The sequence below is a fragment of the Bradyrhizobium algeriense genome (genome assembly GCF_003062295.1).
In the GTDB taxonomy this organism is placed as follows: Bacteria; Pseudomonadota; Alphaproteobacteria; order Rhizobiales; family Xanthobacteraceae; genus Bradyrhizobium; species Bradyrhizobium algeriense.
The window spans coordinates 1-12,869 of record NZ_PYCN01000036.1 but is presented as its reverse complement, the minus strand read 5'-3'; the positions used below and the strand labels follow the sequence as shown (position 1 = coordinate 12,869).

Here is a 12,869-nt window from a genome sequence, read left to right as displayed (position 1 = left end):
TGAACGGCATCACGATATGGCGACCCATCCGCATTAGTACGGACACCAATCGTCGGGAACACATATCTCGGTATACGTGCACCAATCGTGCCAGATGAGGCGCCGAGACTCAGGGCAAACAATGGCAAAGCAAGGGCAAACCGGCACTCAGGGCCTCGAAGGACTTACTGTCGCTGCGAGGGAAGCCGCCAACGCCACCCCGGCCAGCAAGGGGCTTCCTCCGGTGCATCTGTGGAATCCGCCGTTCTGCGGCGATCTCGACATGCGAATCGCCGGTGACGGTACGTGGTTCTACATGGGGACGCCGATCGGACGGCCGGCATTGGTGCGGCTGTTTTCGACCATTCTCAAGCGCGAGGACGGCAAGCACTTTCTCGTGACCCCGGTCGAGAAGGTCGGCATTCGAGTCGACGACGCGCCCTTCCTCGCGGTGGAGATGCAAAAGGAGGCTGATGATCGCGGCCGTCTATTGCGCTTTCGCACCAACGTTGACGACTGGGTGCCATGCGATTCCGGACACCGCCTGCGATTCGAGATGGCCGCCGATGGCGGGCTGACGCCCTATCTGCACGTCCGCGCCGATCTGTGGGCGAAAGTGACCCGCGCGCTCTATTACGATCTGGTTGACATGGGGGAAGAGCGGGTGGTCGATGGTCAGCCGATGTTCGGCATCGAGTCCGGCGGCGAGTTCTTTGCGATGGCGGATGCGAAGCAGGTGAGGGACGCGGTTTGAACGAGCCGATACTGAAAAAGATGGAAGCGGCTCCGATCAGCTCGGCGGAGTTTTTCACGCGGAGCCAGGCGCGGTTGAGCTTCGACGTGCCGCCCGGCCTGGTCGATCCCGATATCGTTCCGAAAACCGGCGACGCGGGTAACGACCGCATGCTCGAGATCGTGGCGCGCGAGCAGCCGGTACGGCCGGCGGCGGTGCTGATCCCGGTGGTCGATCACCGCGAGCCGACCGTGTTGCTGACGCAGCGCTCGCCGCATCTGTCCAGCCACGCCGGCCAGATTTCCTTTCCCGGCGGCAAGATCGACGCCACCGATGCTTCCCCGCTCGACGCCGCACTTCGCGAGGCGGAGGAGGAAGTCGGCCTAAAGCGTGACTTCATCGAGCCGATCGGCTATCTCGACCTCTATGGAACCGCGTTCGGGTTTCGCATCCTGCCGACAGTGGCGCGGGTGAAGCCCGGCTTCAAGCTGACGATCAATGAAGGCGAGGTGGTTGACGCCTTCGAGGTGCCGCTGGCGTTCCTGATGAATCCCGAGAACCATCAGATCCATTCCAAGGAATTCCGCGGCATGGAGCGCTCCTATTACGCCATGCCGTTCGCCGAGCGTTACATCTGGGGCGCGACCGCAGGGATTCTGCGCGTGCTGTATGAGCGGATTTATCTCGCATGATCCGTCCGGTTCTGACCGAGGTCGCGATTTTCCTGATCCCGTTCGCGGCCTATGCGCTGTTTCTGATTGCCACCCGTTCCGGAGTGTTGGTGTCGTCCTCGTGGCCGGCGCATCTTGTCGCCAAACTGTTGCTGGGATCGCTGCTGCTGGTCGTGATCAGTTTCGTTTTTCTCGCGCAATTCTCCGGCGCGCCGCCGGATTCGACCTACGTTCCCGCGCACATGGAAGACGGCAAGCTGGTTCCCGGAGTCGAGAAATGAGCGAGGCCCGCGTGCTGTCGGACGCGCCCTGGCTCAGATCCGGTCCGGCCGCGCGCGTGCTTGCGTTACTCAACGGCGATGGCGAGGAAGCCCGCGTGATCGGCGGCGCCGTGCGCAATGCGCTGCTGAAAATTCCTCTGGGCGACATCGACATTGCGACCACCGCTCTGCCTGACGAGGTCGTCCGGCGCGCCAAGGCGGCCAGCATCAAATGCGTGCCGACGGGCATCGACCACGGCACGGTTACGCTGGTCGTCGAATCGCATCCGTTCGAGGTCACGACCTTGCGCGAGGATACCGAGACCTTTGGCCGCAAGGCCAAGGTTGCGTTCGGGCGCGACTGGGTTCGCGATGCGGAACGGCGCGACTTCACCATCAATGGGCTTTCCGTCGATGCCGACGGCATCGTGCATGACCATGTTGGCGGGCTTGCCGATATCGAAGCCAGACGCGTGCGCTTCATCGGCGATGCCAGCCAGCGCATCGCCGAGGATTATCTGCGCATCCTGCGTTTCTTCCGCATGCATGCCGCCTATGGGGAGGGCGAGCCCGACCGTGCCGGATATCTCGCCTGCATCGACGGGCGCGCGGGACTTTCGAGCCTTTCCGCCGAGCGCGTGCGCATGGAAATGATGAAGCTGCTGATCGCGGAAGGGGCCGCGGTTGCGGTGCAGGCGATGGCGGATGCCGGGCTGCTGCTGCCGATCTTCGGCGGCGTCGCCTACACCGGAACGTTCGCGGCGATGATCGCGGCTGAACGCGCGCTGGGGCTGCCGCCGAACGCCGTGCGCCGGCTCGCCGCGCTCACGGTCGCGGTCACCGAGGACGCCAGGCGCGTCTCGGCGCGGCTTCGGCTTTCCAACGCGGAAACCAAGGCGCTGGACTCGATGGGTCATCGCTGGTGGCGGTTCGCCGGCAAGGACGGCGCGCGGGCGCGGCAGCTTCTCTACCGGCTCGGCGAGGACCCCTACCGCGACCGGGTGATGCTGGCGTGGGCACGGGCAGGCGGCATCGGCAATGGCGCCGCCCGCTGGCACGAGCTAGCAACCTTGCCGCAGCGCTGGAGCGCGCCGAAATTTCCGCTGAAGGCGGCCGATTTCATCGCGCGCGGCATTGCCGAGGGCCCCGCGCTCGGTCACGTGCTGATGCTTGCGGAAGACGCCTGGCTGGCCGCGGATTTTCCGCTGGATGCATCCGCGCTGGCCGCGATCGCCGACCAGACCGCCGCCCGTTTCACCCGCGATCACCGGCTGTGAGTATTCTCGCCGGCTTCGCCGACATTTCGCTCGGCCAACTCGTGCTGGTTGGCGGCATGGCGTTGTTTGCGTCCATCATCGGCGGTCTTGCCGGTTACGGCACTGGCGCATTGATGCCGCTGGTGCTGGTGCCGATGGTCGGCGCCGAGCCGGTGGTGCCGATCATCGCGATATCGGCGATCATCACCAATATAAGCCGCTTCGTGGCCTATTTCCGTTACGCCGACCGGCGGCGCGCGCTGATCGTGATCGGGGCTGCCGCACTGACCACCGCGCTCGGCGCCTACGGCTATACGCGGCTCACCAGCACCGGCGCGGCGCTGGTGATCGGCAGCATGCTGATGCTGAGCGTGCCGCTGCGCCGGTTGGCCAGGAAGCGCGATATCAGGATTGGCGATACCGGCCTCGGTGCGAGCGCGGTGGGGTATGGCGTGCTGGTCGGGGGCACGTCAGGCTCCGGCGTGATCCTGCTGTCGCTGTTGATGGCGTCGGGGCTCGAGGGTGCGGCGGTGATTGCCACCGACGCCGTGATCTCGGTCGTGACCGGCCTCATCAAGATTTCGGTATTCGGCCTGGCCGGCGTCGTCACCGCGCAGGTGCTGGCCTTTGCCCTCCTGATCGGCGCGATCGCGATTCCCGGCGCGTTCCTCGCAAAGGCCTTCGTGGAGCGCATGCCGGTGCAAATCCACACCGCGATCCTCGACGCCGCCGTGATGGTCGGCGGCACGATGATGATCGCGGCGGCGCTGCGGCACTGACGCGCTCTATCAGCGCTCGCGGGGCAGCAGTTCCGTCAGCGAGCGGATGATGCGATCGGGCTTCACGGTGGAGTCCGTGGGCAGGCCGTCGCCATGCACGTCGATCCAGATCGCGTAGATGCCGAGCCGCTGCGGCGCCACGACTTCCCATTCCAGATTGTCGCCGATCATCCAGGTCTCGGATGCGGTGACGCCCAGCGTCTGCATGGCGTGCAGATAAGCGCGCTCGTCCGGCTTGCCGAAGCCGTGCTCGCCCTCGATCTGGATGTGATCGAAACGGTGCGACAGCGCAAAGCGTTCGACCTTGGCGCGCTGGGCGCCGGCGGCACCGTTGGTCACCAGCGCCAGCTTGACGCCGCGCGCCTTCAATTCGTCGATGGCGTCGTGCGCGCCGGGGAACACGAACATTTCCTCTTCGCGGTAGGCGGTGAAGCGGTCGGCGAGCCGTACCGCAAGATCCTCGGGCAGCGTATGGCCGCCGGCGGCAAGGGCGGCAAATCCGCGTGTGACGGTTATGCGCCGCGCCTCATCCAGCTTCAGCCGCCATTCGGCGCCGGCGACCGCCCAGAATTTGCGCGCGGAATCCAGGACGGCGGTGGCAACCTGTTGCGAGGTCAACGGCCCGAACTCGGTGGCGAATTCCGCGGCGACATTGTGCCAGGCGATTTCCGGGCGGCCATAGGCCGACAGGATGGTGTCGTCCATGTCGATCAGCATGGCACGGGGCAGGTGGGTCATCGTTTCACGGCCATTTCGCTTCCAGCGCTGTCGACCGCGGGAAGCGGCGGTCGACTTGCCGCGAATATCAGATCCCCCGCACGGGGTCCAATTCAAGGAAACGACGTCGCCGGGCTGTGGATGCCGGGCGACGCCGAAATTCCCCTAGGCGACTTTGGCGTGCTCGTCCTCTTCGTCTTCGTCCTCATCGTCTTCTTCGTCGTCCTCCTCTTCGTCATCCGAAGTATCGGCGAGTTCAAGGACGGCTAGTGGCAGCGTCTCGCGAAAGAGATCGCCTTCATTACCCATCCACACACACGCAACATTACCCTCGTTGACTTCCACCACGCTAAGCGGATGGCCGCCGGACTTCAGAATGACGACGTCGCCTGGTTTCAAATCCATGATCTGCTCCTTGAAATGCATGACGCGATTCGCATTCTAGCGATCGGTCATGACAAGCCGATCATGACAGTCAAATCATGGCCACTTTACCTCCGGCGGCATCGACGAGAGAATGGAATCCACATTGCCGCCGGTCTTCAGCCCAAAAATTGTGCCGCGGTCGTAGAGCAGGTTGAACTCGACATAGCGTCCGCGCCGGATCAACTGCTCCTCGCGGTCGGCGGCGTTCCAGGGGAGGGCGAAATTGCGGCGGACGAGCTCGGGATAAATTTTCAGGAAGGCGCGGCCGACGTCCTGGGTAAAGGCGAGGTCGGCGTCCCAATCGCCTGAGTCGTGCCAGTCGTAGAAAATGCCGCCGATGCCGCGCGCTTCCTTGCGATGCGGCAGATAGAAATATTCGTCGCACCATTTTTTGTATTTGTCGTAGTCGGCGACGCCGTTCGCTCCGCTGCAGGCTTCCTTCATTGCCTGGTGGAAGGCCAGCGTGTCCGGGTCCTCCTGGGTGCGCCGCCGGTCCAGCACCGGCGTCAAGTCAGCGCCGCCGCCGAACCACGCCTTGGTGGTGACGACGAAGCGGGTGTTCATGTGCACCGCCGGCACGTTCGGATTGCGCAGATGCGCAATCAGCGAAATGCCCGAGGCCCAGAACCTGGGATCGTCGGCCGCACCCGGAATCTGCGCCCGGAATTCGGGCGCGAACTCCCCGTGCACGGTGGAACAGTGCACGCCGACCTTCTCGAACAGCCGCCCGCGCATGATCGACATCACGCCGCCGCCGCCGGGCGCGCCGGTGTGGTCGGTGCGGTTCCAGGGCGTGCGCTCGAAGCGTCCGGCGCTGCCTGGATAGAGCGAAGCCGGGGCGTCGTCTTCCAGCCGCTCAAAGGCCGCGCAGATGTCGTTGCGCAAGGCTTCGAACCAGGCTCTCGCGCGCGTCTTGCGATGCTCGATCAGCGACATGTCCATGCGGTCGATCCATATATTCCATATATTGCTGTCATTGCGAGCGTAGCGAAGCAATCCATCGTGTCACAGAAAGAATGGATTGCTTCGTCGCTTCGCTCCTCGCAATGACGGTAAGATGCATTTCTAGCCCTGTGGTCCAAAGTACGTGCAGCTCTCGTTGCAACTGTCGCGATGAACGCTGACGCGGGTAATCTCGCCGGCGTGCTGGAGGCGTTCGAAGATGTAGCGCGAAATGTTTTCCAGCGTCGGCGTTCCCAGCGCCTCGACCTTGTTCAGGAGCTTGTGGTCGAGGGTCTTGCGGACCTCTTCCATGCTGCGCTCCAACAGGCCGAGATCGAGCACCATGCCGGTTTCCGGATCGGGCGTGCCGCGCACGCTCACCTCGGCGCGAAACGAGTGGCCGTGAATTTCCTCGCTGGCCGCGCCGAAGGTCGTCCCCTTCAGCGAATGCGCGGCTTCGAAGCGAAATGATTTCGTCAGTTCCCACATCTTGAAAATCTGGTTCCTATCTGATGCCAAGTGCTTATCTGATACCGAGTGTCTTGTGCGTCTGCAGGCTGAGCCGCCATTGCGGATGGCGCAGGCAGTAGTCGACCGTGCGCGCGGTGTTTTCGATCACGTCGGGTCCGTCCATCGGCTGCAGCGAAAAACGTTCGAAATCGAGCCCCGCAAAATCTTCCGGCGCGGCGCCGGCCTGCGGATAGACCAGCTTCAATTCGTGGCCGCGGCGCACCACGAGTCCTGCGCCGGCCTTCGGGCTGACGCAGACCCAGTCCATCCCGTCGGGCGGTTCGATCGTCCCGTTGGTCTCGATGCCGATGGCGAAGCCGCGCGCATGCAGCGCATCGATGAAGGGGCGATCTACCTGCAGCAGGGGCTCGCCGCCGGTCAGGACCACATAGCGGTTGGTATTCTCGCCGGTCCATTGCCGGGCGATGGTGTCGGCGAGTTCGTCCGCGGTGGCGTAGCGGCCGCCCAGCGTGCCGTCGGTGCCGACAAAATCAGTATCGCAGAACTTGCAGGTGGCGGTGGCACGGTCCTGTTCGCGGCCGCTCCAGAGGTTGCAGCCGGAAAAACGGCAAAACACCGCCGCACGGCCGGCATGCGCGCCTTCGCCCTGCAAGGTCAGGAATATCTCTTTGACCGCGTAACTCACTATCTCTCCTCGGACCGCATCTCGCCCGTCATCGCGGAACCCGTCTGCCGCTGCGCCTCGCCCAATGCCATGGCCGCCGCCATGGCCACATTGAGCGAGCGCAAGTCCGGCCTGATCGGGATCACCAGCCGCGCATCGGCAGCGGAGGCGACTTCATCGGGTACCCCTGCCGATTCCCGCCCGAACAGCAGGACATCGTCCTGCCGGTAGCTGAAATCCAGATAGGAACCGGCCCCCTTGGTTGTAAACAGCACCAGCCGGAAACCCGCTTCGTTACGCCATTGCTCGAATTTTTGCCATGAGTCATGGCGGGTGAGGGCGACATGATCGAGGTAGTCCATTCCCGCCCGGCGGAAATGCCGGTCCGAGATCGGAAATCCGGCCGGCTCGATGATGTGGGCAGCCGCGCCCAGGCACGCACACAGGCGCAGAATCGTTCCCGTGTTCTGGGGAATGTCGGGCTGGAAAAGCGCGATGTGCATTGGTGTCGAGGCTTCGGAAGCGTGGGTGAAATGTATTGAATAAATCACGGCCGGGCGCGGATTTAGTGCATTGCACGCTTGCGAGCCGATAGCGGGCTTGCGCTCTCACGGCAAGGGTGCCAATAGAACGATTCTGGACTGCTTGTTCCGCCAGGATTGGGGGAGGAAAGGCGGTTTTTCTGCCGCCGCGGGGGCCGCGGGCGCCGGCAGCCTCTTTCGGGTCGCGCTTTCGGCGCCCCCGGGGCGGTTCCGCTGGCTGCAGATTAAGAAAGGGCTTGGAACGTGACGACAGCGTCTTCGGCGGACCATCCGACACGCCGTGATTTCCTTTTTGTTGCAACGGGAGCCGTCGCCGCCGTAGGCGCGGCTGCTACGGTCTGGCCGCTGGTTTCCCAGATGAACCCGGACGCCTCGACGATCGCGGCCGGTGCGCCGATTGAGGTCGATCTGACCCCGATCGCCGAGGGACAGGACATCAAGGTGTTCTGGCGCGGCAAGCCGATCTACATCAGCCACCGGACCAAGAAGCAGATCGATGAGGCCCGCAAGGTGCCGGTTGCGAGCCTGCCCGATCCGCAGAGCGATGAGGCTAGAGTCAAGCCGGGGCATGACCAATGGCTGGTCGTGGTCGGCATCTGCACGCATCTCGGCTGCATCCCGATCGCCCATGAGGGCGCTTACGACGGCTTCTTCTGCCCCTGCCATGGTTCGGTGTACGACACCTCGGGCCGCATCCGGCAGGGACCCGCGCCGACCAACCTGGCCGTGCCGCCCTACACCTTTGTTTCCGACACCAAAATCCAGATCGGCTAAGGGCTCGGGCGCCAGTCCGAGACCCTTAATCCGTATCCGTCGCGTCGTTTTACTTCCTCAGGATCGCATCAATGAGCGGACCATCCGATTTCCAGCCGACCAATCCCGCCTTGAAGTGGATCGAACGGCGCCTCCCGATCATGGGACTCATGCACTCCTCGTTCGTGGCGTATCCGACGCCGCGTAACCTGAATTACTGGTGGACGTTCGGCGCCATCCTTTCGTTTATGCTGGGTGTGCAGATCCTGACCGGCGTGATCCTGGCGATGCACTACACGCCGCATGCCGATATGGCGTTCAAGTCCGTCGAACTCATCGTCCGCGACGTCAATTACGGCTGGCTGCTGCGCAACATCCACGCCTCTGGCGCCTCGATGTTCTTCTTCGCGGTCTACATCCACATGTTCCGCGGCCTCTATTACGGGTCGTACAAGGAACCGCGCGAGGTGCTGTGGATCCTCGGCGTCATCATCTATCTCCTGATGATGGCGACCGGCTTCATGGGCTACGTGCTGCCGTGGGGCCAGATGAGCTTCTGGGGCGCCACCGTCATCACCAATTTGTTCTCGGCCGTGCCCTATTTCGGCGAGAGCATCGTGACGCTGCTGTGGGGCGGCTATGCCGTCGGCAATCCGACGCTGAACCGCTTCTTCTCGCTGCATTACCTGCTGCCGTTCGTGATCGCCGGCGTCGTCGTCCTGCACATCTGGGCGTTGCACGTCGCGGGCCAGAACAATCCGGCCGGCGTCGAGGCGAAGACTGAAAAGGACACGGTGCCGTTCACGCCCTACGCGACCATGAAGGATGCGTTCGGCGTTTCCTGCTTCCTGCTGTTCTTCGCCTGGTTCATCTTCTACATGCCGAACTATCTCGGCGATCCCGAGAACTATATCCCGGCCAATCCCGCCGTGACGCCTGCGCACATCGTGCCGGAATGGTACTACCTGCCGTTCTACGCGATCCTGCGCTCGATCCCGAACAAGCTTGCCGGCGTTATTGCAATGTTCGGTGCAATCCTCATCCTGGCGTTCCTGCCCTGGCTCGACAGCGCCAAGACGCGGTCGTCCAAATACCGGCCGCTCGCCAAGCAGTTCTTCTGGATGTTCGTCGTGGTCTGCATCGGGCTCGGCTATCTCGGCGCGCAGCCGCCGGAAGGCATCTATGTTATCGTCGGCCGCATCCTGACTTTCCTCTACTTCGCCTACTTCCTTATCCTGTTGCCACTGCTCTCCCGGATCGAGAAGCCACGTCCGGTGCCTAACTCGATCGCCGACGACGTGCTCGCGAAGTCGGGCGGCAAGGCTGCGTCGATGGTGTCGAGCATGATTGCCCTGATGGTCGCCGGCGGCTTGCTGTTGGGCGGTGCCGAGAGCGCCCGCGCTGCCGAAGGTAGTACCAAGCCGCCAGCGCAGAAGTGGTCGTTCGCCGGCCCCATCGGCAAGTTCGATCGCGGCGCATTGCAGCGCGGCCTGAAGGTCTACAAGGAGGTCTGTTCGTCCTGCCACGGCCTGTCCTTTGTCGCATTCCGAAACCTCGCCGAATCCGGCGGTCCCGGTTATTCGGTGGCCCAGGCCCAGGCGTTCGCCTCCGAATACAAGGTCAAGGACGGCCCCAACGATCAGGGCGATATGTTCGAACGGCCGGGCCGGCCTGCCGATTATTTCCCGTCGCCGTTCCCGAACGAGCAGGCGGCGCGCGCGGCCAACGGCGGCGCCTTTCCGCCCGACCTGTCGCTGATCACCAAGGCGCGTTCCTACGGCCGCGGCTTCCCGATGTTCCTGATCGACTTCTTCACCCAGTATCAGGAGCAGGGCCCGGACTATGTGGCTGCGCTGCTGCAGGGCTATGAGGACAAGCCGCCGGCCGGCGTCACGCTGCCGGAAGGCTCCTACTACAACAAATATTTCCCCGGCCACGCCATCAAGATGCCGAAGCCGCTGAACGACGGCCAAGTCACCTATGACGACGGCTCGCCGGCAACGGTTGCCCAATACTCGAAGGATGTCACCACGTTCCTGATGTGGGCCGCGGAGCCGCACATGGAGGCGCGCAAGGCGCTCGGCCTGCAGGTGTTCGTGTTCCTGATCCTGCTCACCGTGTTGCTGTACTTCACCAAGAAGAAGGTCTGGGCCAACGTCCACTGATCAAGGTGCAAGCGATTTCGGAAAAAGCCCCTGCGGGGGCTTTTTTTGTTGCCCTGACCTGACGCGGGCGCACGGATCGGGCGATTGCGTTCGGAACGCACTGCGGACAAAATGCCGATCAATCATCCAGAAATCAGCGCGGAGGAACCCATGGGTACCAGCATCACTTTCAAGCGGCCCGACGGCAAGGATGCCAGCGGCTACCTCGCCAACGCTGCGCGCGGCAATGCGCCGGGCGTGGTCGTGATCCAGGAATGGTGGGGCCTGCAGGACCAGATCAAGGGCCTGTGCGACCGCTTCGCGGTGGCGGGCTTCGATGCGCTGGCGCCCGATCTCTACAAGGGCACGGTGGTGCCGTATCACGACACGGATGCGGCCGGCAGAGAAATGAACTCGTTGGATTTCATGGATGCCACCACGCAGACCGTGCGGGGCGCCGTACAGTATCTGTCGCGCAACGGCGCCAAGGTCGGCTTGACCGGCTTCTGCCTCGGCGGCGCGGTGACTATCATCGGCGCCGCCAAGATTCCGGAACTTGCGGCCGGCGTTGTGTTCTACGGCATTCCGCCGGAGCAGGCGGCAAAGCCCGCGGACGTGAAGATCCCGCTGCAGGCCCATTTCGCCAACACGGACGACTGGTGCACGCCGCAGGTGGTCGATGCCTTTGAGCAGGGCATGAAGGCCGCCGGCAAGTCGCTGGAGCTGTTCCGCTATGACGCCGAGCATGCCTTCGTCAACGAGCAGCGGCAATCCGTGCATGACCGGCAGGCCGCGGAACTCGCCTGGGGCAGGGCGACGGAGTTTTTCAGGAAGCATCTCGGGTGAGATGCGCGTCGCAATCGGTCTTATGTCCTGGATGCACCGGCCATCGCCGGCTTCATCGCGACGGTCGGGTTCTGGGTGTGCTGACAAATCGCCGCGCGGCATGACCACTGAGGAATGGAAATGAAAATCTTCTGCACGGGCGCATCGGGCTATATCGGCGGCTCGGTTGCAGCGCATCTCATCGCCGCCGGACATCAAGTGACCGGATTGGTTCGCTCGCCCGAGAAAGCCGAGGCAGTTCGCGCGCGGGGCATCCAGCCAGTGCTGGGAACGCTCGATGACGGAGAAACTCTGGCGCAAGCGGCGCAGGCTGCCGACATCGTCGTCAATGCGGCGAGCGCCGATCACAGGGGCGCGGTCGAAAGCCTGCTCGGCGCGCTTGCTGGTAGCGGCAAGCCGTTCATCCATACATCGGGATCGAGCATCGTCGGCACGCGCGCCAGGGGAGAGCGGTCGGATGCGATCTTCGACGAAGATGCGCCGATCACACCATCGCCTGCGCGCGCCGCGCGGGTCGCGCTGAACGAGTTCATTCTCTCCCACCGCGACAAAGGCTGCCGACCGGTCATCATCTGCCCGAGCCTGATCTATGGGCTCGGTCATGGCGCCAATCCGGACAGCGTGCAGGTGCCGTTGCTGATCAAGCTCGCCCGGAAGCGCGGCAACGCGGCGCACGCCGGACCTGGCGAGAACATCTGGTCGAACGTGCATATCGACGATCTCGTGACGCTCTACGCGCTAGCGATCGAAAAGGCGCTGGCGGGCGCGTTCTATTTCGCCGAGAACGGCGAGAACTCGATGCGCGAAGCGTGCGAGGCGATCAACCGCATGCTGGGTTTTGCGGGACCGCCCGCGGCGATGTCGATGGCGGAAGCCGCCGCCGAATGGGGCGAGGGCACGACAGAGGATACGATGGCATCCAACAGCCGGGTGCGCGCCAAGCGCGCGCGGCAGCTTGGCTGGAAGCCGAACGCGCGCGAGCTGATCGAAGAGATCGAGCAGGGGTGTTACCGGGAGCAGGCGGGCAGACCATAGCAACCGCATTCGCATGCAGCGAGAGTACCCCATCTCGCAATTCATCTCGAGTTGATATAGATTGCCCCAATGACCAAGGTTCTCGAAGACGCCATCGAAAAGGTGCGCAAGCTCCCTGAGGATCGGCAAGCCTATGTCGCTGAAGTGCTGGAGCAGATTGCTGCGGCCGGGAGCGATCCGTTTATTGTGCCCGAGGCCCATCGCGCCGCGGTACTTGAAGGTCTCGGACAGGCCACGCGCGGGGAGTTCGCGAGCGATAAGGAAATGGCTGACCTCTGGAAAAAGTGTGGCCTGTGAGACTGCGGTACGCTCCGCGTGCCCGCACTGATATCGCGGAAATCTACCAGTATATAGCGCAACACAGCCCGCGCGCGGCAACTGCCGTTTCGGCTCAAATACGCGCCACGAGCCGCCTGTTGGCGGAATATCCTGGTTTGGGGCGAGAGACGGACATCTCCGGTGTTCGGGTGTTCCCGACGGCCCACTATCCTTACCTCGTCTACCACAGCTTTCGAGGGGACGACCTAGACGACCGATTCCATGAAACCCGCGTGCTGCAGCAGGCTGGATTGATGGAACGGACGGGTTGTTGGCGGATTCCTCGTTTGCGGTCGGCGAAACGAGGAGCTGTATCATGGCAGGATGGCGGCG

The 12,869-nt window shown here is 63.5% G+C and carries 17 protein-coding genes; 11 read left to right on the top strand and 6 right to left on the bottom strand.

Features of this window, described 5'->3' with window-relative positions:
• Positions 1–121 precede the first annotated feature (121 nt).
• Genes C7G61_RS36405 through C7G61_RS36385 form a run of 5 tightly spaced genes read left to right on the top strand, consistent with a single transcriptional unit; the run spans position 122 to position 3,678 of the window.
• Positions 122–733: a DUF1285 domain-containing protein gene (locus C7G61_RS36405; protein ID WP_108522522.1), complete on the top strand. Its 612-nt coding sequence runs from the start codon at positions 122–124 to the stop codon at positions 731–733.
• Positions 734–753: 20 nt separating this feature from the next.
• Positions 754–1,404, top strand: a complete 651-nt coding sequence (locus tag C7G61_RS36400; protein WP_420836826.1) for a CoA pyrophosphatase — start codon at positions 754–756, stop codon at positions 1,402–1,404.
• Complete coding sequence (locus C7G61_RS36395; RefSeq protein ID WP_108522520.1) at positions 1,401–1,664, top strand: DUF6111 family protein; 264 nt, start codon at positions 1,401–1,403, stop codon at positions 1,662–1,664. The genes C7G61_RS36400 and C7G61_RS36395 overlap by 4 nt, the downstream gene beginning before the upstream one ends.
• A complete protein-coding gene (locus C7G61_RS36390) occupies positions 1,661–2,920 on the top strand; it encodes a CCA tRNA nucleotidyltransferase (protein WP_108522519.1) in 1,260 nt (419 codons plus the stop codon). Before C7G61_RS36395 ends, C7G61_RS36390 begins: the two co-directional genes overlap by 4 nt.
• On the top strand, positions 2,917–3,678 hold the full coding sequence (locus C7G61_RS36385) for a TSUP family transporter (RefSeq protein ID WP_108522518.1): 762 nt from the start codon (positions 2,917–2,919) through the stop codon (positions 3,676–3,678). The genes C7G61_RS36390 and C7G61_RS36385 overlap by 4 nt, the downstream gene beginning before the upstream one ends.
• Before the next feature lie 9 nt (positions 3,679–3,687).
• Here C7G61_RS36385 and C7G61_RS36380 read toward each other — a convergent pair whose 3' ends face one another.
• The 6 genes from C7G61_RS36380 to C7G61_RS36355 all read right to left on the bottom strand — a co-directional run bounded on the left by C7G61_RS36380 (position 3,688) and on the right by C7G61_RS36355 (position 7,401).
• Positions 3,688–4,416: an HAD family hydrolase gene (locus C7G61_RS36380; protein ID WP_108522517.1), complete on the bottom strand. Its 729-nt coding sequence runs from the start codon at positions 4,414–4,416 to the stop codon at positions 3,688–3,690.
• A gap of 144 nt (positions 4,417–4,560) precedes the next feature.
• The gene (locus tag C7G61_RS36375) at positions 4,561–4,800 is read right to left on the bottom strand and encodes a YodC family protein (protein ID WP_108522557.1); all 240 of its coding nucleotides are present in this window, start codon (positions 4,798–4,800) and stop codon (positions 4,561–4,563) included.
• Positions 4,801–4,875: 75 nt separating this feature from the next.
• Positions 4,876–5,763, bottom strand: coding sequence for an oxygen-dependent coproporphyrinogen oxidase (hemF, locus tag C7G61_RS36370; RefSeq protein ID WP_190242133.1), 888 nt, complete (start codon positions 5,761–5,763; stop codon positions 4,876–4,878).
• A gap of 123 nt (positions 5,764–5,886) precedes the next feature.
• Positions 5,887–6,252 carry a 6-pyruvoyl trahydropterin synthase family protein gene (locus tag C7G61_RS36365; RefSeq protein WP_108522516.1) on the bottom strand — a complete coding sequence of 122 codons (366 nt, stop codon included), beginning with the start codon at positions 6,250–6,252 and terminating at the stop codon, positions 5,887–5,889.
• 34 nt (positions 6,253–6,286) lie between these two features.
• Positions 6,287–6,919, bottom strand: a complete 633-nt coding sequence (gene queE / locus C7G61_RS36360; RefSeq protein ID WP_108522515.1) for a 7-carboxy-7-deazaguanine synthase — start codon at positions 6,917–6,919, stop codon at positions 6,287–6,289.
• Complete coding sequence (locus C7G61_RS36355) at positions 6,919–7,401, bottom strand: tRNA (cytidine(34)-2'-O)-methyltransferase (RefSeq protein ID WP_108522514.1); 483 nt, start codon at positions 7,399–7,401, stop codon at positions 6,919–6,921. The genes queE and C7G61_RS36355 overlap by 1 nt, the downstream gene beginning before the upstream one ends.
• Before the next feature lie 282 nt (positions 7,402–7,683).
• Between C7G61_RS36355 and petA the strand changes: the two genes are divergently transcribed.
• The 6 genes from petA to C7G61_RS47625 form a co-directional block, all read left to right on the top strand.
• Positions 7,684–8,214, top strand: coding sequence for a ubiquinol-cytochrome c reductase iron-sulfur subunit (gene petA / locus C7G61_RS36345; protein ID WP_108522512.1), 531 nt, complete (start codon positions 7,684–7,686; stop codon positions 8,212–8,214).
• Between the two features lie 71 nt (positions 8,215–8,285).
• On the top strand, positions 8,286–10,358 hold the full coding sequence (locus tag C7G61_RS36340; RefSeq protein ID WP_108522511.1) for a cytochrome c1: 2,073 nt from the start codon (positions 8,286–8,288) through the stop codon (positions 10,356–10,358).
• 150 nt (positions 10,359–10,508) lie between these two features.
• Complete coding sequence (locus C7G61_RS36335; protein ID WP_108522555.1) at positions 10,509–11,183, top strand: dienelactone hydrolase family protein; 675 nt, start codon at positions 10,509–10,511, stop codon at positions 11,181–11,183.
• Positions 11,184–11,303: 120 nt separating this feature from the next.
• Positions 11,304–12,218 (top strand): NAD-dependent epimerase/dehydratase family protein, encoded by a 915-nt coding sequence (locus C7G61_RS36330; RefSeq protein ID WP_108522510.1) that lies wholly within the window; start codon positions 11,304–11,306, stop codon positions 12,216–12,218.
• Between the two features lie 69 nt (positions 12,219–12,287).
• Positions 12,288–12,515 (top strand): hypothetical protein, encoded by a 228-nt coding sequence (locus C7G61_RS36325; RefSeq protein ID WP_108522509.1) that lies wholly within the window; start codon positions 12,288–12,290, stop codon positions 12,513–12,515.
• Positions 12,503–12,869 (top strand): type II toxin-antitoxin system RelE/ParE family toxin (locus C7G61_RS47625; protein WP_420836825.1); only part of this gene is annotated, 367 nt, incomplete at its 3' end. The genes C7G61_RS36325 and C7G61_RS47625, both read left to right, overlap by 13 nt.